Raw genomic sequence first — 23,968 nt, 5'->3', positions numbered from 1 at the left:
GTGCCCGGGGGCCAGACCCCGGGAAACGCACCGGGCCCCGCCGGAGGAGGTCTCCGGCGGGGCCCGGCACGGGGCTCAGGGGTCCGCTCAGCGCTGCTTGGGCTGCTTCGCCGTGGACTTGGTCGCCAGACGGGTGGCCGCCCAGTCCTTGGCGATCGCGATCGAGCTGGTCTGCGAGAGACCGGCGGTCTTCGCCGCGTCAGCGATGTCGGAGGCCTCGATGTGGCCGTCCCGCCCGGTCTTGGGCGTCAGCAGCCAGATCAGACCGCCCTCGGCCAGGTATTCCAGGGCGTCGACGAGGGCGTCGGTGAGGTCCCCGTCGTCGTCGCGGTGCCACAGCAGGACGGCGTCCGCGACGTCGTCGTAGTCCTCGTCGACGAGATCCGTCCCGGTGATCTCCTCGATGCCCTCGCGGAGATCCTGGTCAGTGTCGTCGTCGTACCCCAGCTCCTGGACGATCTGGCCCTCTTCGAAGCCGAGACGGGTCGCCGGGTTGGACTTGTCCGCGGGGTCCGCGGTCGCGCTCACGGGAATAACCTCCAGTATTCGGCTCGGCATCCATGCCGAGGCTGTGGCCGTAGTCCACACGGGCGCGGCGGTTCGCGCAAGTACCCGACCGCCGATCCCCTCCAAAGGTTGACGTGTCACAGCGGGACACGCCGGTCGACGTGTCGGGAATCACACCGATTTGCCCTTCTCTGCGTGGGACAAGGATGCTTCGGGTGGTCCCGGCCCACAGGCCGTACGCGTGCCCGAGATGCGAACGGCATTCGGGGTCCGCGTGTGCGCGGGCGTAGAGTCTCCTGTTGGCCCTCACCCCGGCCGCCCGCCATCGGGCGGACGGGACACCAGGTCGGACCACCTCTGTTCGTAACACCCGGGGGTGTTCGGAGCGGACGAAGACGCCCGCGACGCACGCCACCAAGCCGCTCCGCCCACCAGGCGGAACGGTTACCGATCGGTAGAGATGACGGATCTCCGAGCGCGGTAGCACGATGGAGGCGGCGCGACACACCTCTAGTTTCGACCGACAGTGAAGGAACAGCGTGGCTTCCGGATCCGATCGCAACCCGATCATCATTGGCGGCCTTCCGAGTCAGGTCCCGGACTTCGATCCCGAGGAGACCGCGGAATGGCTGGAGTCGCTCGATGCGGCTATCGACGAGCGGGGGCGTGAGCGTGCCCGTTACCTGATGCTGCGGCTGATCGAGCGCGCCCGCGAGAAGCGTGTCGCCGTGCCCGAGATGCGCAGCACGGACTACGTCAACACCATCGCGACCAAGGACGAGCCCTTCTTCCCCGGCAACGAGGAGATCGAGCGCAAGATCCTCAACGCGACCCGCTGGAACGCGGCCGTGATGGTCTCCCGGGCGCAGCGCCCGGGCATCGGCGTCGGTGGCCACATCGCCACCTTCGCCTCCTCCGCGTCGCTGTACGACGTGGGCTTCAACTACTTCTTCCGCGGCAAGGACGCCGAGGGCGAGTCCGGCGACCAGGTCTTCTTCCAGGGCCACGCCTCCCCCGGCATCTACGCCCGCGCCTTCCTGCTGGACCGACTCACCGAGCAGCAGCTCGACGCGTTCCGCCAGGAGAAGTCGAAGGCCCCGTACGGCCTGTCCAGCTACCCGCACCCGCGGCTGATGCCGGACTTCTGGGAGTTCCCGACCGTCTCGATGGGCCTCGGCCCCCTCGGCGCGATCTACCAGGCCCGGATGAACCGCTACCTGGAGCACCGGGGCATCAAGGACACCTCCGACTCGCACGTCTACGCCTTCCTCGGCGACGGCGAGATGGACGAGCCCGAGTCGCTCGGCCAGCTGTCGCTGGCCGCCCGCGAGGGCCTGGACAACCTGACCTTCGTGGTCAACTGCAACCTGCAGCGCCTGGACGGCCCGGTCCGCGGCAACGGCAAGATCATCCAGGAGCTGGAGTCCCAGTTCCGGGGCGCCGGCTGGAACGTGATCAAGCTCATCTGGGACCGCAGCTGGGACCCGCTGCTCGCGCAGGACCGCGACGGCGTCCTGGTGAACAAGATGAACACCACGCCGGACGGCCAGTTCCAGACCTACGCCACCGAGACCGGCGACTACATCCGCGAGCACTTCTTCGGCGGCGACCTGCGCCTGCGCGCCATGGTCGAGAACATGACCGACCAGCAGATCCAGCACCTGGGTCGCGGCGGCCACGACCACAAGAAGATCTACGCGGCGTTCAAGGCGGCCCGTGAGCACAAGGGCCAGCCGACGGTCATCCTGGCCCAGACGGTCAAGGGCTGGACGCTGGGCCCCAACTTCGAGGGCCGCAACGCCACCCACCAGATGAAGAAGCTGACGGTCGACGACCTGAAGCGCTTCCGCGACCGGCTGCACCTGCCGATCACCGACAAGCAGCTGGACGAGGGCTACCCGCCGTACTACCACCCGGGTCGCAACTCGGAGGAGATCCAGTACATGCACGACCGCCGCCAGGGCCTCGGCGGCTTCGTGCCCACCCGCAAGGTGCGCCCGCGCCAGCTCACGCTGCCCGGCGACGACGCGTACAAGGCGGTCAAGAAGGGTTCCGGCAACCAGACCATCGCCACCACCATGGCGTTCGTCCGGCTGCTCAAGGACCTGATGCGGGACAAGGGCATCGGCAACCGCTTCGTGCCGATCGCTCCGGACGAGTACCGCACCTTCGGCATGGACTCGCTGTTCCCGTCGGCGAAGATCTACAACCCGATGGGCCAGACCTACGAGTCGGTCGACCGTGACCTGCTGCTGGCCTACAAGGAGTCGCCGACCGGCCAGATGCTGCACGACGGCATCTCCGAAGCCGGCTGCACCGCCTCGCTGATCGCCGCCGGTTCGTCCTACGCGACCCACGGCGAGCCGCTGATCCCGGTGTACGTCTTCTACTCGATGTTCGGCTTCCAGCGCACCGGCGACCAGTTCTGGCAGATGGCCGACCAGCTGGCCCGCGGCTTCGTGCTCGGCGCCACCGCCGGTCGCACCACCCTGACCGGTGAGGGCCTGCAGCACGCCGACGGCCACTCGCACCTGCTGGCCTCGACCAACCCCGGCGTCGTCGCGTACGACCCGGCGTACGGCTTCGAGATCGCGCACATCGTCCAGGACGGTCTGCGCCGGATGTACGGCTCCACGGCCGAGCACCCGCACGGCGAGGACGTGTTCTACTACCTCACCGTCTACAACGAGCCGATCAAGATGCCGGCCGAGCCCGAGAACGTGGACGTCGAGGGCATCCTCAAGGGTCTGCACAAGTACGCGCCGGGCACCGCCGGCCAGATCCCGGCCCAGATCCTCGCCTCCGGCGTGGCCGTGCCGTGGGCCCTGGAGGCCCAGCGCATCCTCGCCGAGGAGTGGAACGTCAGGGCCGACGTCTGGTCCGCGACCTCCTGGAACGAGCTGCGCCGCGACGCGGTGGAGGCCGAGGAGTTCAACCTGCTGCACCCCGAGGAGCAGCAGCGCGTGCCGTACGTCACCCAGAAGCTCCAGGGCGCCGAGGGCCCGGTCGTCGCCGTGTCCGACTGGATGCGCGCCGTTCCGGACCAGATCGCCCGCTGGGTGCCGGGCCAGTACCAGTCGCTGGGCGCCGACGGCTTCGGCTTCGCCGACACCCGTGGCGCGGCCCGTCGCTTCTTCCACATCGACGCCCAGTCGGTCGTGCTGGGGGTGCTCACCGAGCTCGCCAAGCAGGGCAAGGTGGAGCGCTCGGTGCTGAAGGACGCGATCGACCGCTACCAGCTGCTGGACGTGGCCGCGGCCGACCCGGGTGCCGTCGGCGGCGACGCCTGATCACCCGCTAGTGCCCGAAAGGGCCGGACCCCTCGTGCTGGGGGTCCGGCCCTTTCGGTTTCCTCCGCCGAGGCGGGTCAGATGTGCACGGCCGGGCCCGCGTCGTTGCTGCCGCGACGGGTCAGCAGGGCGAGCAGGGCGGCGGCGAAGGCCACCGCGGCGGCCACCACGAAGGCCAGCGACATGCCGCTGACGAAGGACTGGTGCACGGCGCCGGCCATCGCGTCCACCGCCTGCTGCGGCATACCGGGCTGGGCGGGCGGGGCGATGCCCAGTTGGGCGCCCTGCTTGAGCAGTTCGGCCTGCTGCGGGTCGGCGACCGGCGGCAGGCCCGGCTTCGCCCAGTTGCCGGGCAGCACGTCACCGACCTTGGCGGCCATCAGGGCGCCCAGCACGGCGGTGCCCAGGCTCCCGCCGACCTGCATCGCGGCCTGCTGGAGCCCGCCGGCCACGCCGGACAGCTCCAGCGGGGCGTTGCCGACGATGACCTCGGTGGCGCCGACGATGACCGGGCTGATGCCGAGGCCCATCAGGACGAACCAGAGCGACATCACGCCGGTGCCCGAGCCGGTGTCCAGGGTGGACATGCCGACCATGGCGCCGGTGGTGAGCAGCATTCCGACCATGATCGGGATCCGCGGGCCGACCTTGCCGATCGCGATGCCGGCCAGCGGCGAGCCGACGATCATCATGCCGGTCATCGGCAGCAGGTGGACGCCGGCGTCGACCGGCCTCATGCCGTGCACGTTCTGCAGGTAGAAGGTCACGAAGAAGATCGCGCCGAAGAACGCGAAGGCCATCAGGACCATCAGCAGGACGCCCGCCGACAGCGGCACCGAGCGGAACAGGCTGAGCGGGATCAGCGGCTCCTTCGCCCGGCCCTGCCAGAGCGCGAAGAGCACCATCAGCAGCACGGCGCCGCCCAGGAACAGCAGCGTCCGGCTGTCGCCCCAGCCCCACTCGGGGGCCTTGATGATGCCGAAGACCAGGGCGAACATGCCGACCGAGAGCAGGCCGATGCCCGGCAGGTCGAAGGACCTGGCGGCGTTCTCGGCCCGTACGTCGCGCAGGACCCACAGGCCGAGGGCCAGCGCGATCAGGCCGACCGGGATGTTGATGAAGAAGACCGACTCCCAGCTGACGTGCTCGACCAGCAGGCCGCCGACGATCGGGCCGGCCGCGGTGGAGGCGCCGATCACGCCGCCCCAGATGCCGATCGCCATGTTGAGCCGCTCGGCCGGGAAGGCCCCGCGCAGCAGGCCGAGCGCGGCCGGCTGGAGCAGCGCGCCGAACAGGCCCTGGAGCACCCGGAAGGCGATCACGGTCTGGATGTTCCCCGCGAAGCCGATCGCGGCGGAGGTGGCGGCGAAGCCGACCGCGCCGACCAGGAAGGTGCTCTTGTGGCCGAAGCGGTCGCCGATCTTGCCGGCCGTGATCAGGAAGACGGCGAGCGCCAGCAGGTAGCCGCTGGTGACCCACTGGATCTCGGAGGGCGCGGCGCCCAGCTTCTCCTGGATCACCGGGTTGGCGATGGCGACGATGGTGCCGTCCAGGGCGACCATCATGACGCCGACCGCGACGGTCAACAGGGTCAGCCAGGGGTGCCCCTTGAGCCCCCCGGACGACGGGTTCGGTGGCGGCGGTGCGTCCGCCTCGGAGTTCTTGACGACGAACTGACTCATCTTGGCCCTCCGTGGGCGTGGCAGAGACCGGGACATGACGGTGGCGCTGCGACGACCCACCCGTCCCCACGAGTGCCCGGCCGACGAGCGCCACTCCGGCAGATTATGTCAGTCACTGACATTCGGCAAACGATGACTACTGACCTGAACTGACATTTGTCAGGCGGCTAAGGTTGTCCTCCCACCCCTCGCCCCAGCGCCCCCGGAAGGCCCCCTCCATGGCCGCTCGCACCTCTCACCCCGTCGGCACCCCGGAGGACCTCGGCCGGGCACCCGGCCTGCGGGAGCGCAAGAAGCAGCAGACCCGGGACGCCCTGGTGCAGGCCGCCCACGCGCTCTTCCTCGGGCAGGGCTTCGCCCGGACCACCGTCGACGAGATCGCCTCCGCCGTCGACGTCTCCCAGCGCACCTTCTTCCGCTACTTCGCCAACAAGGACGAGGTCGCCCTCGCCGTGATGGCCGAGGCCGAGGACTACTTCATCCACTGCCTGCGCCACCGCCCCGCCGAGGAGCCCCCGCTCCAGGCCCTGCGCGCCTCGATCGTCAAGGCCTGGCGCGACCTCGGGAACGCCCGGACCTCCGGACCCGGCTCGATCAGCAGCGCCCTCGAACTGCTGCGGATCATCGAGGAGACGCCCGCACTGCTCGCCGCCCACCTGCGCCGGGTCACCGAGCAGGAGCGCCTGGTCGTCCAGGTGCTCGCCGAGCGCGAGGGGCTGGACCCGGCCCGGGACCTGCGCCCGGTCGTGCTCGCAGCCGTCTTCGGCAGCCTGCTGCGCGCCGCCCACCTGTCCTGGACCGCCGAGCAGGAACCGGCCGGACCCGAGGGCATGGTCGCGATCATCGAGCGGTACTTCGACCAGCTCGGCCCCGCCCTGGCGGGGCACTGGCGGCCGTAGTCCCCGCTGTCATACCGGAGTATCACCCCGTACCCCGCCAGCCCCCGGAAGTTCGGGCTCCAGTCCGACGCCCCGCACCGGCCCACGCTCCTAGGCTGGCCGGCGATGAAGACGCTCACCACCGCCGACGCCCGCGGGTTCGCCATGCGCCAACTGCGCACCCTGCGGCACCACCTGACCACTCCGAGCGATGACCACACCCCGCTGCTCGGGGACTCCCGCAGGCCCTGGGTCCGCCGACTCCCCTACATCGTCGTGGTCATCCTCCAGGCCGTGCTGATCCCCACCGGAATCGCCAACCTGGTCAACTTCTACGGCCTCGTCCTGCCGGTCGCCGCCGCACTCACCGTCAGCCAGACCATCCCGCTGTTCCTGGCCATCACCCGGCCGCTGGCCGCCTGGTGGATCAGCGCCGCCACGCTGGTCACCACCGCCGCCATCACCGCCCGGCACCACCAGGTCGAGGGCAGCTGGCCGTGGACGGCGCCGATGATCCTGTCCTATCTCTTCCTGCTGCTCGCCCTCGGGCTGCGCGAGCGCCGGGCCACCGTGATCGCGGTCTGGGTGGCCACCTTCCTGCTCACCGTGCTCACCACCACCCTCGGCCTGCCCCGAGCCGGTGACGGCACCACCGTGCTGCTGATCGCGCTCAGCGGCGCCGTCCTCCTGCTCGGCTGGGCCGTCCGGGATCGCACGGTCGCCCGGCGGCTGCTCACCGAGCAGGAGCAGATCAGCGAGGTGGAGCGCGAGCGGCGCACCCTGCTGGAGGAACGCGCCCGGATCGCACGGGAGTTGCACGACGTGGTGGCCCACCACATGTCGGTGATCGCGGTGCAGGCCGCCAGCGCGCCGTACCGGATCGAGGGCGTCCCGGCCGCTGCCGCCGAGGAGTTCACCGCGATCGCCGGCACCGCGCGCGAGTCCCTGGCCGAGATGCGCCGGCTGCTCGGCGTGCTGCGCAGCGAGGAGTCCGCCGGGGAGACCGCCCCGCAGCCGGGGGTCGGGCAACTCGCCCAGCTCGTCGAGACGGTGGGGCGGGCCGGCGTGCCCGCCGAACTGACCGTGGACGAGGGACTGACCGAACGGGTGCCGCAGGCCGTCGGCCTCTCCGCGTACCGGATCGTCCAGGAGGCGCTGGCCAACGTGGTCCGGCACGCCCCCGGCGCGCGGACCTGGGTGTCGCTGTCGGCGGACGGCCCCGAACTGCGGCTCACCGTGGTCAACGCGGCCCCGCCGCAGCGCACCGAGTCGCTGGAGGCTTCGGTCGAGGGCACCGGGCACGGTCTGGTCGGAATGCGGGAACGCGTGCGGCTGGTCGATGGCAGGCTGGACACCGGTCCGCTGCCGGACGGCGGCTTCAAGGTCGCCGCCGTCCTGCCGCTCGACCCGTCCGACCGACCAGGAACCCCGGGGGAGAAGCCCGCATGACCATCCGCGTGATCATCGTCGACGACCAGGCCATGGTGCGGGCCGGGTTCGCCGCCCTGCTCAACGCCCAGAGCGACATCGACGTGGTGGGGGACGCGGCGGACGGCGCCCAGGCCCTGGAGGTCACCGGCCGCACCCACCCGGACGTGGTGCTGATGGACGTCCGGATGCCCGTCATGGACGGCCTGGAGGCCGCCCGGAAGCTGCTCGACCCCGCCGTCCCGGGGGCGCACCGGCCCAGGGTGCTGATGCTGACCACCTTCGACGTGGACGACTACGTGTACGAGGCGCTGCGCGCCGGGGCCAGTGGCTTCCTGCTCAAGGACGCCCCGCCCGCCGACCTGATCGCCGCGGTCCGGGTGGTCGCGGCCGGCGAGGCGCTGCTCGCCCCCTCCGTCACTCGGCGGCTGATCGCGGACTTCGCCCGCAACCGGCCCGCCAAGCGCCGCGACCCCAGGCTGCGGCTCAACGGCCTGACCCCGCGCGAGACCGAGGTGCTGGAGCTGATCGCCCGCGGCCTGTCCAACCAGGAGATCGCCGCCCGACTGGTGCTCGCCGAACAGACCGTCAAGACCCACATCGGGCGCATCCTCGGCAAGCTCGACCTGCGTGACCGCGCCCAGGCGGTGGTGCTGGCGTACGAGTCGGGCCTGGTGACCCCCGGCGAATGAGGGGGGACATCCCCCTCATACCCGGGTAGCACCCGGGAGTTGGCCCCGCGGTGTGACGTCCGCGGGGCCGTCGCATTCCTACCTTCCTCCCCGTCGGCAACCGAATCCGGTCGCCGGCCCAACGGGCGAGGGAGAGCAGGGACATGCGCAGGTTCCGGACCAGGCGGGCGATCGCCGCCACCGCGGTGGCACTGGCGGCCGCACTCGGCGCGGGCGGCTGGGCCGCCGACACCCAGAGCGCCGTCACCGGCCCGCCGCCCGGCAGCGCCGCCTGGACCGCCGACACCGCGCTCGGCCTCCAACCGCCCGATCCGGCCACCAGCACCCCGGCCCAGGTCGCGTCGTTCTTCGCCGGGTTGACGCCCGCACAGCAGGACGCCCTGGCCGCCCGGCACCCCCTGGTGGTCGGCAACCTGGACGGCGCCCCGGCCCGGCTCCGGTACCGCGCCAACACCCTGGCCCTCACCGCCGAACGCACCCGGGAACTCGCCCGGGCCACCGACCCGGCCCTCACCCCGCAGGACCAGCAGGCCGCCCGCACCCGCGCCGAGCGCTACCGCACCCTGCTGAACGGCGACCGGCAGATCCTCGCCTTCGACCCGCGCGGCCGCGGCCAGGTCGCCGAGGTGTTCGGCGACCTCGCCACCGCCGCCCGCACGGCCGTGATCGTCCCCGGCTCGGACATCGACCTGCTGACCTTCGACCGCGCCACCGACCCGTACGGCACCCCCGCCGGCATGGCCCGCGCCCTGCGGCAGGCCACCGACGGGGGAACGGCCGTGATCGCCTGGGCCGGCTACACCACCCCGGTCGGTGTCGGTGTCGACGCCGCCACCGAGGACCTCGCCCGGGCCGGCGCCACCCGCCTCACCCGGCTGCTCGACGGACTCGCCGTCAGCACCCACCCGCAGGCCCCGCCCACGGTGTTCTGCCACAGCTACGGCTCGGTGGTCTGCGGCCTGGCCCACCCCACCCGGGCCCGCGCCTCCGCCCTGGTGGTGCTCGGCTCGCCCGGCATGGGCGTCGACTCGGCCGCCGACCTCGACCCGGACGTCCCGCTCTGGGCCACCACCCGCAACGGCTCCGACTGGATCGGCAACGTGCCCAACGTCCGGCTGTTCGGTCTCGGCCACGGCGCCGACCCGACCGGTCCCGGCTTCGGCGCCCGCCCGCTGCCCTCCACCGGATCCCACGGCCACACCGGCTACTTCGCCCCCGGCACCGCCTCGCTCGCCGCCTACGCCGCGATCGCCCTCGGGCACTGAGGGCTCTGCGAGATCCGCACCGCCCTCCGAGATCCGCCCCGCACCGCCCTCCGAGATCCGCCCCGCACCGCCCTCCCACACCGCCCTCCGACACCTCGCACCGGAAGGAGCACCACCATGGCCCACCCGCTCACCGCCCTGCGCCGCGCCGCCGAGAAGGTCGACGCGAAGACCCCCGCCACCCGCGACCGCGCCCTGGACGGGCTGCGCGCCCTCGCCCTGCTCTCCGTCCCGATCGGCCACTGGATGCTCGGCGGCCTGACCCTCTCCCCCGACGGCGCCCTGCACAACGCCAGCCCGCTCTCCTCGCTCGGCTTCTTCGCCCCGGCCAGCTGGGTGCTCCAGATGCTGGGGGTGTTCTTCCTGGTCGGCGGCCACTCCTCGGTCCGCTCGCTCGAGCGGGCCCGGGAGAAGGGCCTGCCGTACGGGAGTTGGCTGCGTGCCAGGACCGTCCGGCTGCTGCGGCCGGTGCTCGGGGTGACGGCGGTGTGGGCGCTGCTGATCCCGCTGCTGCCCCGGCTCGGCGTGCCCGCGGACACCCTGCGCACCGGCGCGACCCTGGTGGTGCAGCCGCTCTGGTACATCGGGGTGTACCTGGCGCTGACCGCGCTCACTCCGCTCTGCGCGGCCTTCGGGCGGCGGCTCGGCCTCTGGTCGGCGGGCCTGCTGGTGGCCGCGGTCGCCGTGGTCGACCTGCTGCGGTACGGGCCGTGGGCCGAGGCGGTGCCGTCCTGGGTCGGGCTGCTGAACCTGCTGCCGGGCTGGATGTTCGGCTACCAGCTGGGCGTGCTGTGGGCGCAGGGCCGGCTCGGCCGTCCGGCGGCCCGGGCGCTGCTGCTCGGTGGCGGCGCGCTGTTCGCCGCGCTGCTGGTCGTGTTCCACTACCCGGCCAGCATGGTGGGTGTACCGGGCGCCGAGCGGACCAACTCGCACCCGCCGTCCCTGCTGGTGCTCGCCCTGGCGGCGGTTCAGTGCGGCGCCGCGGTGCTGCTGCGGGAGCGGCTGGGACGGCTGCTGAGCCGCCGTCCGCTTCTCTGGCTGCCGGTGGTGGTGGTCAACCTGTCGGCGATGACGATCTTCTGCTGGCACCAGAGCGCGATGCTCGCCGTGGCGGTGCCCGGTGCGGCCGGCCTCGGCGCCCTGCCCGGTCTGACCACCGCGCCGGACTCGCTCGGCTGGGTGGCCGCCCGACTGGCCCTGCTCCCGCTGTTCGGCGCCGCCCTGGTGGCGATCGGGTGGTTCGCCCGGCGTTTCGACGGCCCCTGGACGGCCTTCTCCCGGATCGGCAAGGCGCTGGCCGGCGCCGCGGCGGCGCTCTTCGCCGCGTACGCGCTGGGGATGGTGTGACGCACGCCGTCGACCACGGCACGCGCGGGGCGCGGACCGGCGCGCGCTGTCGGCGCCCTGCTCTAACCTCCCCCCATGGTGACGTTCGACGAGTTCCGCGCGATGGCCCTGACCCTGCCGGAGGCCGCCCAGGAGCCGACCTGGGGCATCGAGACGCTGCGGGTCCGCGGCAAGGTCTTCGCGATGGGCTCGCCCGACGGCGACAGCGTCACCGTCAAGGCCTCGCGCGAGGACCAGGCCGAGCTGATCGCCGCCGAGCCCGAGGTGTTCTCCTTCGCCCGGTACGTCGGGCGGCACGGCTGGGTGAGCGTCCGGCTGGACCTGGTCGACCCGGAGGAGCTGCAGGACCTGGTCACCGAGGCCTGGCGGCGGACGGCACCCAAGCGGCTGGTCGGCGAGCTCGACGCCCGGAACTCCGCTCAGCACCCTTCGAAGGGCCCCACAAGGACGCCGGAAGGACACGCACGGTTCATGTGATCCATCCCACAGTTTAGGCGCGCCCGTCACCGTCTCGTGACCTCTACGCTTGCGCAGGGAAGTCAGCAGTCCATATCGCACCCTCCGGGCACCGCCCGAGAATCGGTGACGGGCCCCGAGGGAGTTGGTGCGGTGCGCAAGCCCCGACGCTGGAAGCGGGTACTGATCGGGGCGTTCGCGGGTTGTGCCGTGCTCGCCGACGCGGGTGCCTCGGCCGCCGCGGCCGCGGTCTCCTCCGAGCAGCTGGCGATCTCCACGCCCCCGGCCGGCAGCTCCGCCTGGGTGCAGGACCACTCCTTCGGCCGCTCCCTGCCCGACCCGGCCACCACCAGCCCGGCCGACGCCGCCGCCTTCTTCGCCTCGCTCGCCCCCACCGAGCTGGACCGGCTGGTCAAGCAGTACCCGCTGGTCGTCGGCAACTACGACGGCGCCCCGCTGGACCTGCGCTACCGCGCCAACCGGATCGCGCTCGCCGACGAGCGCGACGCCGCCCGGGTCCGCGCGGCCGACAAGAAGCTGGACGCCGACACCCGGGCACTGGCCGTCTCCCGCGCCAACGACGTCGACCGCCTGCTCGCCCCCGGCCGGCAGATCCTCGCCTTCGACCCGCGCGGCCGGGGCCTGGTCACCGAGGTCTGGGGCGACCTCGCCGACGCCGAGCGGGTCTCCGTGGTCGTCCCCGGCTCGGACGCCGACCTGGGCCATTTCGACCAGTCGGCCGAGCCGCTGCGCGGCGCGGCCGGCATGGCCCGCGCCCTGTACGCCGAGGAGCAGCGCCAGGCCCCGAAGACCCGTACCGCCGTGATCGCCTGGACCGGGTACGTCACCCCCTCCGGCCTCGGCCCGGACGCGGCCACCTCCCGGCTCGCCGACGTCGCCGCTCCCAGGCTGCAGCGCCTGCTGGCCGGCCTCAAGGAGACCACCCGGCCGGACGCTCCCCCGGCGCTGCTCTGCCACTCCTACGGCTCGGTGGTCTGCGGCACCGCCGCCCCGAAGATCCCGCGCGCGGCCGCCTCGCCGTCCGACACCTCGGGCATCACCGACATGATGGTGTTCGGCAGCCCCGGCATGGGCGTCCAGTCCGCCGGCGAACTCGGCGGCGGCGTGCACGTGTGGGCCACCCGCAACCCCAGCGACTGGATCGGCAACGTCCCGTTCCTGGAGGTCGGCAAGCTCGGCCACGGCGCCGACCCGACCGGCAACGGCTTCGGCGCCGAGCAGATCTCCTCCGCCCGCGCCGCCGGCCACAACGGCTACCTCACCGACGGCACCGACAGCCTGCACAACTTCGCGGCCATCTCCCTCGGGGACTACCGCGACGTGGTCCGGGCGCAGCCCAACACCTAGGTTCCGTCTTCGTCCCGGTAGAGCCGCAGGGCCTCCGCCGCCGCCCGGGCCAGCTCGCGCCGGGCGGCCGGCGGAGCCAGCACCTCGACGTCCGCGCCGAACGCCAGCAGCGCGCGGACGGCCGCCGCGGCCGGGAAGGCCAGCGCCAGCTCCACCCACTCCTCGGCCGGACCGGCCCCGGACTCCGGCGGCGGAGCCGTGACCCGGCCGCCGTGGAGGCGCAGGAACAGGTCCAGCCGCCCGCGCCGGACCCGCACCCGGGCCGGTACGTCCTTGGGCAGTCGCTCCACCTGCTCGCGCAGCGCCGCCCACACCTCGCCGAGCGCCACCCCGGCCCGGCGGCGGACCGTCTCCTCGGTGGTCTCGGCGCTCAGCACCCGATCGGCCCGGAACAGCCGCGGCTCGCCGTGCAGATCGGCCACCAGGTACCAGACCGTGGCCTTGTTCACCAGGCCGTACGGGTCGACGGTGTACTCCACCGGTGCGGGCGTGCCGCTGTGCCGGTAGCGCAGCCGCAGCCGCCGGTCGGCGAACACGGCGTACTGCAGCTCGCCCAGGTCCGGCAGCCCGGCGGCGCCCGGCTGGGAGTTCTGCATCCAGCGGGCCGGGTCGACCAGGATGCGCTCGCTGACCCGCTCGGCGGCCGGGCGGTGCGGGGCGGGCAGCGCCGCCATCACCTTGCGCAGCGCCGAGCCGAGCGCGCCGTCCAGTCCGAGGTCGCTGTGCGCGCCCTGGGTGGAGAGCACGAACAGGGCCCGGGCCTCGTCGGCGGTCAGCCCGGTGACGTCCGTGCGGTAGCCGGGCAGCAGGTTGATGCCGCCGTGCCGGCCGCGTTCGGTGAACACCGGCACCCCGGCGGCGGAGAGGGACTCGACGTCCCGGTAGATGGTGCGGACGGACACCTCCAGCCGTTCGGCCAGTTCGGTGGCGGGCACCCGGCCGCGGGTCTGGAGCAGCAGCAGGATCGAGAGCAGGCGGTCGGCCTTCATGACGCCAGGATCCCAAAAATCCTGACGGCCGTTGTCAGGTTTTACTGGCAGATTGCGTTCCGAGCCCGCGAGGGCCGCCCGAACCACCCGACCCCACAAGGGAGCTGACCACAGATGAGCGCCGTCCAGGACGCCCGCCCGCAGTACCTCACCGCCCTCGCCCAGCTGGACCGGCTGTTCGCCACCATCACCCCCGCCGACCTCGACCGGCCCACTCCCTGCGAGGAGTACACGCTGCGTCAGCTGCTGAACCACGTGATCGGCGGCATCCACCGCTTCGCGTACATGGGCGAGGGCGGTCACGCCCAGGACGTCGTGGCCGCCATCGAGGACCCCTCGGACGACGGCTGGACGGCCGTGCTGGACCGGGCCCGCGCCCGGGTGACCGCCGCCTGGGCGGACGACAGCAAGCTGGGCCGCCCGACCGTCGCCCCCTGGGGCGAGGTGCCCGGAGCGGTCGCGGTCGGCGGCTACGTGATGGAACTCGGCACCCACTGTTGGGACATCGCGACCGCCCTCGACAACGGCTTCGTGCTGGACGACGAGGTGGCCGGCACCGCGCTGGCCGTCGCCCAGCTGATCCTGCCGCCGGAGAGCCGGGTCGAGGGCGTCCCGTTCGGGGCGGTGCGGCCGGCCGCCGAGGACGCCGACGTCCACACCCGGCTGGCCGCCTGGCTGGGCCGCAAGGCCTGAGTGCCTCGGGACCCGGGGGTCCGGGGAGTCGCCGATCCCCGGACCCCGCGGGCACTTACTCCCGTCCGACCGAGGTGTTGCGCATGTCCGCGTAGCGGTCCCCCGCCACCTGGCCGGCCAGCGGCTCCAGCAGCGCCAGCTCCTCCGCGCTCAGCCGCAGGGTCGCCGCCGCGGTGTTCTCCGCCAGTCGGCTGCGCTTGCGGGTGCCCGGGATCGGCACGACGGTCAGCCCGTGCACCTCGGCCCGCTGGTGCACCCAGGCCAGCGCGACCTGGGCGAGCGTCGCCTCGTGGGCCTCGGCGATCTTCCGCATCGGGCTGAGCAGTTCGGCGTTGGCGACGGCGTTCTCACCGGTGTACCGCGGGTGGGTGCGGCGGAAGTCGTCCGCCGCCAGCGTCGCGGCGTCCTGGAAGGCGCCGGTCAGGAAGCCGCGTCCGAGCGGCGAGTACGGCACGAAGGCGACGCCCAGCTCGGCCGCGGCCGGCACCGCCGAGCGCTCGACGTCACGGGCGAACACCGACCACTCGGACTGCACCGCGGCGATCGGGTGGACGGCGTGCGCCTCGCGCAGCTCGGCCCCGGTCACCTCGGACAGGCCCAGCCGGCGCACCTTGCCGGCCTGGACCAACTCGGCCATGGCGCCGACCGATTCGGCCAGCGGCACCTCCGGGTTGCGGCGGTGCATGTAGTACAGGTCGATCACGTCCACGCCGAGGCGGCGCAGCGAGCCCTCCACGGCGGTACGGATGTACGCCGGGTCGTTGCGGATGGCGCGCTTGGTCGGGTCTGCCGGGTCGCGCTCGATGGCGAACTTGGTGGCGAGCACCACCTTGTCCCGGTTGGCCCGGACGAACGGGCCGATGAACTCCTCGTTGCGGCCGGAACCGTACATGTCCGCGGTGTCGAACAGCGTGACACCCAGCTCCAGGGCGGCGTCCAGCGTGGCGAGCGCCTCGTCGGAGTCGGTCGGGCCGTAGAACTCGCTCATGCCCATGCAGCCGAGGCCCTGGACGCCCACCAGCGGGCCGTCGGTGCCGAGGGGGGCGGTGGGAAGGAGGGGGTGAGTCATGCGCTCTGCTCTTCCTCTGCTCGGTAGTACTGGCACTGGGCCGGGGCGCCGGCGGCGTCGGCGATCATCCCGGCGTAGAGATCGATCTTGTGGTCCAGGACGGCCAGGGTGGCCTGGAGGTCGACGATCCGCTGCCGGACCTCCTCGCGCTGCGCCTCCAGCAGATGTCGGCGCTCCACGTAGGTCTGTTCGCCGCGGCGGACCATGTCGACGTACTTGAGCATGTCCGCCACCGACATCCCGGTCAGCCGCAGCCGGCCCAGGAAGGCCAGCCGGTGCAGGTCGCCGTCGCTGTAGCGGCGCTGGCCGCCGACCGCGCGGTCGACCGGGTCGAGCAGGCCGATCCGTTCGTACCAGCGCAGGGTGTGGGCGGTCAGCCCGCTGGCCGCCGCGACCTCGCTGATGGTGTGCCGCGCGGTCCGGTCCGCGTCGCCGACGGGGTGGTTGAACACCTCCGCACAGCTGCGCAGACCGGCCTGGGCACGCACGGGTGTGGCCATGATCGATTCCCCCTGTCCTGTGACGACCACGACGCTACCGAGTTGGAGTGCACTCCAAGCAAGCCATCCACCCGGGTGGCCCCACCACCCGGCTCCGGCCCCGGCTAGAGTCGACCGCATGAAGAGCCTGCGGATGATCGAGAACTGGCCCGTGCCCCACGCCGCCGCTGCGGTCGTCCGGGGATCGGACGGCGCGGTGCTGGGCACCCACGGGCCCCAGCAGCACCTCTTCCCGCTGGCCTCGGTGACCAAGCTGCTCACCTCCTACGCGGCACTGGTCGCCCTGGAGGAGGGCGTGTTCGAGCTGGACGACCCGGCCGGCCCGCCCGGCTCGACCGTCCGCCACCTGCTCGCCCACACCTCCGGCCTCGGCTTCGACGAGAACCGGGTGTTCGCCGAGCCCGGCAACCGCCGGCTCTACTCCAACGCCGGTTTCGACGTGCTCGCCCTGACCCTGGCCGAGGCCGCCGGGATCGCCTTCCACCAGTACGCCGCCGAGGCCGTGTTCGAGCCGCTGGGCATGCGCGACACCGTGATCAACACGGCGAGCAAGTCCCCGGCCGGCGCCGGCGGCCTGTCCACGGTGGCCGACCTCGCCCGGTTCGCCGCCGAGCTCCAGTCCCCGAAGCTGCTCGACCCGTCCACCGTCCGCCGGGCCACCCGCGAGGTCGCCTTCCCGGGCACCAGCGGCGTGCTGCCCGGCTACGGCCACCGCCGCCCCAACGACTGGGGCCTCGGCTTCGAGATCCGCGACGGCAAGAGCCAGCACTGGACCGGCACCGCCAACTCCCCCGAGACCTTCGGCCACTTCGGCCAGTCCGGCACCTTCCTCTGGGTCGATCCGCAGGCCGGCGTGGCCTGCGTCGCGCTCACCGACCAGGACTTCGGCCCCTGGTCGGTCGACGCCTGGCCGCAGCTGTCCGACGCCGTCCTGGCCGAGCTCGCCCAGCTGGACAGCTGAGGGGCTAGCCGTACGAGACCGGCGAGTGCATCTCCCAGAGCAGGAGTTCGGCGCCGGTCCCGCCCGCCGCCGGGTCGGCGAAGGCCTCGCCGGTGATCCGCACGCTGTCGCCGGGCTCCATCGAACGGCCGCCGCCCTTGGGCCCCGGAATCGTCCGGTACCCCAGCGAGCCGGCCGTCAGGTGCGCGTACCGCCAGGGCGCCGCCGGCAGCTGGGGCAGCGGCTGCCACGGGCCGGCGGTGGCCAGCCAGAGCGCGGCGTCGCGGCGGCGCAGCCGCAGGGCGTCCGTTCCGGCGTCCCGCTCCATCCCGGAGGCCAGCAGCGTCAACCCGCCGTCCGCCGGTTCCACCCTGCGCAGCCCGTACCCGGGGGTGGCGTCGAGCTCGTCCGGCTGCAGCCACATCTGGACGAAGCGCACCGGCCCGGTGGCGCCGCCGAGGTTGCGCTCGGTGTGGGTGACCCCGGAGCCCGCGCTGAGGTGCTGGATCATGCCCGGGCGCACCACGCCGCTGTGACCGCGCGAGTCCCGGTGGGCCAGCGCGCCCTCCAGCACCCAGGTGAGGATCTCGGTGTCCCGGTGCTTGTGCTCCTCGAACCCGGCGCCGGGCGCGAGGAGTTCCTCGTTGCACGCCAGCAGCGCGCCGAAGTGGGTGTTCTTCGGGTCGTAGTGGCCGGAGAAGGAGAACGCGTGTCGGGTCTCGATGCCCTCGGCGGGGGTGGAGCGGTAGCGCTCGGCGGTGCGGCGCAGGTCGGCGCGGGGGCGTTCAGGTGCGTCGGTCACGCTCCTCACCGTAGCCGGTGCGACCGCGGCCACCGCGCCCCTGCGCCGGGGGGTGTGCACGAGCAGCCACTCGCGTGAGGCAGTCTTGTCCTTGTGCCAGCCGCTTCCGCGAACTCCAAGAGCGAACCCAGTCCCACGACCGAACCCTCCGGGAAGAGCCCCGCTCCCCGGGCCGGCCGCGACCGCCCCGGCCGCCCGGCGCCCCGCCTGACGGCGCAGGAGCGCAGAAACGCCGCCGAGCGCGCCGAGCGCCGGGCGGCGACGCTCAAGCGGCTGGAGAAGTCCTCGGGCAAGCTGGCCACCGCCGCGATCGCGCGGATGGACGACCAGCTCGGCTGGTACCGGCGGATGCCGCCGGAGCACCGCTCCTGGATCGGCCTGGTCGCCCAGGCCGGCATCGCCGCCTTCACCGAGTGGTACCGCCATCCCGAGGCCGCCCGGGCGATCTCCACCGACGTCTTCGGCACCGCCCCGCGCGAACTGACCAGGGCGATCACCCTGCGCCAGACCGTCGAGCTGATCCGCACCACGATCGAGGTGATGGAGGAGGCCATCGAGGAGGTGGCCGCCCCGGGCGACGAGGCGGACATGCGCGAGTCCGTGCTGGTCTACGCCCGGGAGATCGCCTTCGCCACCGCCCAGGTGTACGCCCAGGCCGCCGAGGCGCGCGGCGCCTGGGACGCCCGGCTGGAAGCGCTGGTGGTCAACTCCCTGCTGTCCGGCGACGCCGACGAGGGCGTGCTGTCCCGCGCCGCCGCCCTCGGCTGGGGGCAGCCCAGCCAGGTGCGGGTGGTGATGGGCAGCGCCCCGGACGGCGACAGCGAGCTCGTGGTCGAGGCGATCCGGCGGGCCGCCCGGTACGCCAAGCTGAACGTGCTGACCGGGGTGCTGGGCAAGCGCCTGGTGGTCGTGGTCGGCGGCGACAAGGAGCCGGTGCACGCCGCCCGGGCGCTGATCGGCCAGTTCGCGCCGGGCCCGGTGGTGATCGGCCCGACCGTGCCGGACCTGCTCTCGGCGACCCGCTCGGCGCACGCCGCCGCGGCCGGTCTGCGCGCCTGTGCCGCCTGGCCGGACGCCCCGCGCCCGGTGCTCGCCGACGACCTGCTGCCCGAACGGGCGCTGGCCGGCGACCAGGCCGCCCGCCGTCAGTTGGTGGAGGAGATCTACACACCGCTGGACGAGGCCGGCTCCGCCCTGCTGGAGACGCTGAGCGTCTACCTGGAGCAGGCGTCCTCGCTGGAAGGCGCGGCCCGGATGCTCTTCGTGCACCCCAACACGGTGCGCTACCGGCTACGACGTGTGACCGACGTCACGGGGTACGCGCCCTCCGACGTACGTTCGGCCTTCACCCTGCGGATCGCACTGGCCCTCGGCCGACTGACCTCCGCCGCGGAGCCGGGCCGGGCCGGGGTGTAGGGACCATACAATCCCGGATGGTTTTCTTCGTTACCGTCGCCTACCCGCCCCTGGGCGCCTGGCGAGAGAGGGTTGAACCGTGCTCGTAATCGTCGCCCCTGGACAGGGTGCCCAGTCCCCCGGTTTCCTCAGCTCCTGGCTGGAGCTCGACGGTGTCGCCGACCGCCTGCGCGGCTGGTCGGAGGTCGCCGGTCTCGACCTGGTGCACGCCGGCACCGAGGCGTCCGCCGAGGAGATCAAGGACACCGCCGTCGCCCAGCCGCTGCTGGTCGCGGCCGGTCTGGTGACCGCCCGTGAGCTGTTCCCGGACGAGGCGGACGCCCGCAAGCTGGTCGGCGCCGTCGCCGGCCACAGCGTCGGCGAGATCACCGCCGCGGCCGGTGCCGGGGTGCTCAGCGCCCACGACGCGCTGGCCTTCGTCCGCGAGCGCGGCCGGGCCATGGCCGAGGCCGCCGCCGTCACCGAGACCGGCATGACCGCCGTGCTCGGCGGCGACGCGGAGGAGGTCGCGAAGAAGCTGGCCGAGCACGGGCTGACCGCTGCCAACAACAACGGCGGCGGCCAGATCGTCGCGGCCGGCACGCTGGCCCAGCTGGAGGCGCTGAAGGCGGACCCGCCGGCCGGCGCCAAGCTGATCGCGCTCAAGGTGGCCGGCGCCTTCCACACCGAGCACATGGCCCCCGGCGTCGAGCGGCTGGCCGCGCTGGCCCCGAGCCTGACCGTGGCCGACCCGCAGGTCCGCTACGTCTCCAACAAGGACGGCGGCGTCGTCGACTCCGGCGCCGAGGTGCTGGCGCGCCTGGTGTCGCAGGTCTCCAACCCGGTCCGCTGGGACCTCTGCATGGAGACCCTCGGCCGGCTGGGCGCGACCGCCGTGATCGAGCTGTCCCCCGCGGGCACGCTCACCGCGCTGCTCAAGCGCAACCTCAAGGGGGTGGCCACGCTCGCCCTGAAGACCCCGGCCGATCTGGACAAGGCGCGCGAGCTCGTCGCCGAGCACGGCGGTCAGGACCAGGAGGAGCAGGCATGACCAAGCCGCAGATCCGTCCCGCCACCGGCGCGCAGTACTCCCGCATCCACGGTGTCGGCGGCTACCGCCCGGTCCGGGTCATCCCCAACTCCGAGGTGCTGGAGTGGATCGACTCCTCGGACGAGTGGATCCGCACCCGCAGCGGGATCGCCGAGCGCCGCTGGGCGGGCCCGGAGGAGAGCGTCGCCGAGATGTCGGTGCAGGCCGCCGGCAAGGCCATCGCGCAGGCGGGCATCACCCCCGAGCAGATCGGCGGCGTGATCGTCTCGACCGTCTCGCACCTCAAGCAGACCCCCGCGATCGCCACCGAGATCGCCCAGCGGCTCGGCTGCGGCACCGCCCCGGCCTTCGACATCTCGGCCGCCTGTGCCGGCTTCGGGTACGGCCTGGGCCTGGCCGACGGCATGGTCCGCGGTGGCAACGCCGAGTACGTGCTGGTGATCGGCGTCGAGCGGCTCAGCGACCTGACCGACAAGTCGGACCGCTCGACCGCCTTCATCTTCGGTGACGGCGCCGGCGCCGCGATCGTCGGCCCGTCGAACACGCCCGGCATCGGCAAGCTGATCTGGGGCTCGGACGGCTCGCAGGCCGACGTCATCAGCCAGACCCAGGCCTGGGACACCGCCTTCGCCAAGCCCGACGCGATCAACGGCCAGGGCGAGGAGCAGAAGTGGCCGGCCCTGCGGATGGACGGCCAGCCGGTCTTCCGCTGGGCGGTCTGGGAGATGGCCAAGGTGGCCCAGCAGGCGCTGGACGCCGCCGGGATCACCGCCGACCAGCTCGGCGCCTTCATCCCGCACCAGGCCAACATGCGGATCACCGACGCCATGATCAAGGCGCTCAAGCTGCCGGCGTCGGTGCCGGTCGCCCGTGACATCGCCGAGACCGGCAACACCTCCGCCGCCTCCATCCCGCTGGCGATGGAACGCATGCTGGAGTCCGGCGAGGCCCACAGCGGCGACCTCGCGCTGATCATCGGGTTCGGGGCGGGTCTCGTCTACGCCGCGGCAGTCGTTACGCTCCCCTAGGCGCGTTTCGCCCCCATCCATCCACAAGCCCGTGTTCGGCCGACGGTCGGACACGTTCAACACCGAAGAGGAGCAGCCAGTATGGCTACGCAGAACGAGGTCCAGGAAGGTCTCGCCGAGATCGTCAACGAGATCGCCGGCATCCCGGTCGAGGACGTCCAGCTGGACAAGTCCTTCACCGACGACCTGGACGTCGACTCGCTGTCCATGGTCGAGGTCGTCGTGGCCGCCGAGGAGCGCTTCGACGTCAAGATCCCGGACGACGAGGTCAAGAACCTGAAGACCGTCGGCGACGCGGTGAACTACATCCTCACCAACGCCGCCTGAGCGATCGACTCGTTCGAATCGCCCAGCCCGTCCGGCGTGAGCCACGCCTCGGACGGCTGACCCGTCGGTCCGGCTCCCCGAGCCAGACCGACCCGCCGGCCGGGACGCCCCACCGGGCGCCCGGCCGGGCCCTTCTTCGGCTCGCCGCCGACCCCGCACGAACGTGAAAGAAGACAAACCAGTGACCGCTGAGAACCGAGCCGTGGTCGTCACGGGTATCGGCGCCTTCACGCCGCTGGGCGGCGACGCCGCCACGACCTGGGAGAACCTGGTCGCCGGGCGCTCCGGCGTGGCGGCCCTGACCGAGGAGTGGGCCGAGGACCTGCCGGTCCGGATCGCCGCGCGCGTCGCGGTCGAGCCGGGCGAGATCCTGCCCCGCCCGCTGGCCCGGAAGCTGGACCGCTCGGCCCAGTTCGCGCTGATCGCCGCCCGCGAGGCCTGGTCTGACGCCGGCTTCGAGACCCCGGCCACCGACGAGTCCTCCAAGCTCGCCCCCGAGCGCCTGGGCGCCGTGATCGCCTCCGGCATCGGCGGCGTCACCACCCTCCTCGACCAGTACGACGTACTGAAGGACAAGGGCGCCCGCAAGGTCTCCCCGCACACCGTCCCGATGCTGATGCCCAACTCCCCGGCGGCCAACGTCGGTCTGGAGGTCGGCGCCCGCGCGGGTGTGCACACCCCCGTCTCCGCCTGCGCCTCCGGCGCCGAGGCGATCGGCTACGCGATCGAGATGATCCGCAGCGGCCGCGCCGACGTGGTGGTGGCCGGCGGCACCGAGGCGGCGATCCACCCGCTGCCGATCGCCGCGTTCGCCAACATGATGGCGATGTCCAAGAACAACGACGCCCCCGAGCGCGCCTCGCGTCCGTACGACAAGGCCCGCGACGGCTTCGTGCTGGGCGAGGGCGCCGGCGTGGTCGTGCTGGAGTCGCTGGAGCACGCGGAGGCCCGTGGCGCCCGGATCTACTGCGAGGCGGTCGGCCAGGGCCTGTCCTCGGACGCCCACCACATCGCCCAGCCCGAGCCGACCGGCGCCGGCGTGGCCCGCGCGCTGGCCGACCTGTTCGAGCGCAACCCGCTGGACAAGTCCGAGATCGTGCACGTCAACGCGCACGCCACGTCGACCCCGCAGGGCGACACCGCGGAGCTGAAGGCGCTGCGCAAGGAACTGGGCGAGGACCTCGACCACATCCTGGTCTCGGCCACCAAGTCGATGACCGGTCACCTGCTGGGCGGCGCCGGCGGCATCGAGACCGTCGCCACCGTGCAGGCGCTGTACCACCGGGTCGCCCCGCCGACCATCAACGTCGAGGAGCTCGACGACGAGGTGGACGCGAAGATCGTCACCGAGGCCACCCCGCTGCCCGAGGGCCGGATCGCCGCGCTGAACAACTCGTTCGGCTTCGGCGGCCACAACGTGGTGCTGGCCTTCCGCACCCGCTGACGCCCGACGTCAACACACGAAGGGGCCGGCGCTCTCCGTGAGCGCCGGCCCCTTCGGCGTACCCGTCGGCCGTGCGGACACCAGGTATGCGGACACCGGGTGTGCGGGCCGGCCGGCCTCGGACCGTCCGCCTGTCAGACCACCTGGTGCAGCCAGCGCACCGGTGCGCCCTCGCCCGCGTACCGGAAGGGCTCCAGCTCGTCGTCCCAGGGCTTGCCCAGCAGCCGGGCGATCTCGGCCTCCAGGTCCGCGCCCTCGCTGCGGGCGCGCAGCAGGACGGCCCGCAGCCGGTCCTCGGGGATCAGGATGTCGCCGTGGATGCCGGTGACGGCGTGGAAGATGCCGAGTGAGGGCGTGCTGCTGTAGCGCTCCCCCTCCGCCGTGGCGCAGGGCTCGCTGGTCACCTCGTACCGCATGAGCTGCCAGCCGCGCAGCGCGGAGGCGAGCTTCGAGGCGGTGCCGGGCTCCCCCTGCCAGGAGAGCTCGGCGCGCCAGTGCCCAGGTGCGGCCGGCTGGCGGATCCAGTCCAGGCCCACCCGCACACCGAGCACCCCCGCGACGGCCCACTCGACGTGCGGGCACAGCGCGCGGGGCGCGGAGTGGATGTACAGAACTCCACGTGTCGTCACCGGGACCTCCAGGCTGTGGACGAGGGTCGCCTTCCCCAGCTGCCTCGTGCCTGCAGTTGATCCGCAGTTACTCACGTTAGCCGACATTAAGCTACTAAATTGAGCAAAACGGACAGGCTTTCGCTCAATGCTAGTCGAATCCTCAACGAGGTCTACCCCTCGGCCGGATCTCTCCCCCGAACGGCCCC

22 protein-coding genes are annotated in these 23,968 nt (G+C 72.7%); 15 read left to right on the top strand and 7 right to left on the bottom strand.

What is annotated here, in order from left to right:
* Positions 1–87 precede the first annotated feature (87 nt).
* Positions 88–528, bottom strand: a complete 441-nt coding sequence (locus tag HS99_RS33765; protein WP_030287538.1) for a DUF3052 domain-containing protein — start codon at positions 526–528, stop codon at positions 88–90.
* 518 nt (positions 529–1,046) lie between these two features.
* Here HS99_RS33765 and aceE point away from each other — a divergent pair.
* A complete protein-coding gene (gene aceE, locus HS99_RS33760; RefSeq protein ID WP_030553413.1) occupies positions 1,047–3,797 on the top strand; it encodes a pyruvate dehydrogenase (acetyl-transferring), homodimeric type in 2,751 nt (916 codons plus the stop codon).
* Positions 3,798–3,874: 77 nt separating this feature from the next.
* Here the strand turns inward: aceE and HS99_RS33755 are convergent, their stop codons facing one another.
* Positions 3,875–5,479, bottom strand: coding sequence for an MFS transporter (locus tag HS99_RS33755; RefSeq protein WP_030553415.1), 1,605 nt, complete (start codon positions 5,477–5,479; stop codon positions 3,875–3,877).
* Between the two features lie 218 nt (positions 5,480–5,697).
* On the opposite strand from HS99_RS33755, the gene HS99_RS33750 reads away from it, so the two are divergent.
* The 7 genes from HS99_RS33750 (at position 5,698) to HS99_RS33720 (ending at position 12,913) form a co-directional block, all read left to right on the top strand.
* Positions 5,698–6,378, top strand: a complete 681-nt coding sequence (locus HS99_RS33750) for a TetR/AcrR family transcriptional regulator (RefSeq protein WP_046386995.1) — start codon at positions 5,698–5,700, stop codon at positions 6,376–6,378.
* 105 nt (positions 6,379–6,483) lie between these two features.
* The gene (locus tag HS99_RS33745) at positions 6,484–7,806 is read left to right on the top strand and encodes a sensor histidine kinase (protein ID WP_046386994.1); all 1,323 of its coding nucleotides are present in this window, start codon (positions 6,484–6,486) and stop codon (positions 7,804–7,806) included.
* Complete coding sequence (locus HS99_RS33740; protein WP_030553420.1) at positions 7,803–8,477, top strand: response regulator; 675 nt, start codon at positions 7,803–7,805, stop codon at positions 8,475–8,477. Before HS99_RS33745 ends, HS99_RS33740 begins: the two co-directional genes overlap by 4 nt.
* A gap of 143 nt (positions 8,478–8,620) precedes the next feature.
* Positions 8,621–9,742 carry an alpha/beta hydrolase gene (locus tag HS99_RS33735; protein WP_030553422.1) on the top strand — a complete coding sequence of 374 codons (1,122 nt, stop codon included), beginning with the start codon at positions 8,621–8,623 and terminating at the stop codon, positions 9,740–9,742.
* A 117-nt stretch (positions 9,743–9,859) separates the two neighbouring features.
* Positions 9,860–11,089 carry an acyltransferase family protein gene (locus tag HS99_RS33730; protein ID WP_030553424.1) on the top strand — a complete coding sequence of 410 codons (1,230 nt, stop codon included), beginning with the start codon at positions 9,860–9,862 and terminating at the stop codon, positions 11,087–11,089.
* Positions 11,090–11,164: 75 nt separating this feature from the next.
* Positions 11,165–11,566 (top strand): MmcQ/YjbR family DNA-binding protein, encoded by a 402-nt coding sequence (locus tag HS99_RS33725; protein WP_046387369.1) that lies wholly within the window; start codon positions 11,165–11,167, stop codon positions 11,564–11,566.
* A gap of 132 nt (positions 11,567–11,698) precedes the next feature.
* Positions 11,699–12,913 (top strand): alpha/beta hydrolase, encoded by a 1,215-nt coding sequence (locus HS99_RS33720; protein ID WP_030287556.1) that lies wholly within the window; start codon positions 11,699–11,701, stop codon positions 12,911–12,913.
* Here the strand turns inward: HS99_RS33720 and HS99_RS33715 are convergent.
* A complete protein-coding gene (locus HS99_RS33715) occupies positions 12,910–13,902 on the bottom strand; it encodes a helix-turn-helix transcriptional regulator (protein ID WP_030287558.1) in 993 nt (330 codons plus the stop codon). The genes HS99_RS33720 and HS99_RS33715 overlap by 4 nt on opposite strands.
* 114 nt (positions 13,903–14,016) lie before the next feature.
* Here HS99_RS33715 and HS99_RS33710 point away from each other — a divergent pair, with 114 nt between their 5' ends.
* Complete coding sequence (locus HS99_RS33710; RefSeq protein ID WP_030287560.1) at positions 14,017–14,595, top strand: TIGR03086 family metal-binding protein; 579 nt, start codon at positions 14,017–14,019, stop codon at positions 14,593–14,595.
* A gap of 55 nt (positions 14,596–14,650) precedes the next feature.
* On the opposite strand, the gene HS99_RS33705 is transcribed toward HS99_RS33710, so the two are convergent.
* Positions 14,651–15,664, bottom strand: a complete 1,014-nt coding sequence (locus HS99_RS33705; protein ID WP_030287562.1) for an aldo/keto reductase — start codon at positions 15,662–15,664, stop codon at positions 14,651–14,653.
* Entirely contained in the window at positions 15,661–16,164 is a 504-nt protein-coding gene (locus HS99_RS33700) for a MerR family transcriptional regulator (protein WP_063737966.1), read from the bottom strand. The genes HS99_RS33705 and HS99_RS33700 overlap by 4 nt, the downstream gene beginning before the upstream one ends.
* Positions 16,165–16,282: 118 nt before the next feature.
* Between HS99_RS33700 and HS99_RS33695 the strand changes: the two genes are divergently transcribed.
* Positions 16,283–17,125 (top strand): serine hydrolase domain-containing protein, encoded by an 843-nt coding sequence (locus HS99_RS33695; protein WP_030553427.1) that lies wholly within the window; start codon positions 16,283–16,285, stop codon positions 17,123–17,125.
* Between the two features lie 4 nt (positions 17,126–17,129).
* Here HS99_RS33695 and HS99_RS33690 read toward each other — a convergent pair whose 3' ends face one another.
* Positions 17,130–17,906: a pirin family protein gene (locus HS99_RS33690; RefSeq protein ID WP_030553429.1), complete on the bottom strand. Its 777-nt coding sequence runs from the start codon at positions 17,904–17,906 to the stop codon at positions 17,130–17,132.
* A gap of 207 nt (positions 17,907–18,113) precedes the next feature.
* Here HS99_RS33690 and HS99_RS33685 point away from each other — a divergent pair, with 207 nt between their 5' ends.
* From HS99_RS33685 to fabF, 5 genes are all read left to right on the top strand, one after another.
* Positions 18,114–19,322 (top strand): PucR family transcriptional regulator, encoded by a 1,209-nt coding sequence (locus HS99_RS33685; protein ID WP_046386013.1) that lies wholly within the window; start codon positions 18,114–18,116, stop codon positions 19,320–19,322.
* 79 nt (positions 19,323–19,401) lie between these two features.
* Positions 19,402–20,352: an ACP S-malonyltransferase gene (locus HS99_RS33680; protein WP_030287572.1), complete on the top strand. Its 951-nt coding sequence runs from the start codon at positions 19,402–19,404 to the stop codon at positions 20,350–20,352.
* On the top strand, positions 20,349–21,380 hold the full coding sequence (locus HS99_RS33675; protein WP_030287573.1) for a beta-ketoacyl-ACP synthase III: 1,032 nt from the start codon (positions 20,349–20,351) through the stop codon (positions 21,378–21,380). The genes HS99_RS33680 and HS99_RS33675 overlap by 4 nt, the downstream gene beginning before the upstream one ends.
* Positions 21,381–21,461: 81 nt before the next feature.
* Positions 21,462–21,707, top strand: coding sequence for an acyl carrier protein (locus tag HS99_RS33670; RefSeq protein ID WP_030287575.1), 246 nt, complete (start codon positions 21,462–21,464; stop codon positions 21,705–21,707).
* Between the two features lie 181 nt (positions 21,708–21,888).
* Entirely contained in the window at positions 21,889–23,151 is a 1,263-nt protein-coding gene (gene fabF / locus HS99_RS33665) for a beta-ketoacyl-ACP synthase II (RefSeq protein WP_030287577.1), read from the top strand.
* Between the two features lie 134 nt (positions 23,152–23,285).
* Here fabF and HS99_RS33660 read toward each other — a convergent pair whose 3' ends face one another.
* Positions 23,286–23,780, bottom strand: a complete 495-nt coding sequence (locus HS99_RS33660) for a DUF3145 domain-containing protein (protein WP_030287579.1) — start codon at positions 23,778–23,780, stop codon at positions 23,286–23,288.
* Positions 23,781–23,968: the final 188 nt, after the last annotated feature.

The sequence above is a fragment of the Kitasatospora aureofaciens genome, from assembly GCF_001188955.3.
Lineage (GTDB): Bacteria > Actinomycetota > Actinomycetes > Streptomycetales > Streptomycetaceae > Kitasatospora > Kitasatospora aureofaciens.
The sequence above is the reverse complement of the archived record's forward strand: the minus strand, read 5'-3'. Positions and strand labels throughout refer to the sequence as shown.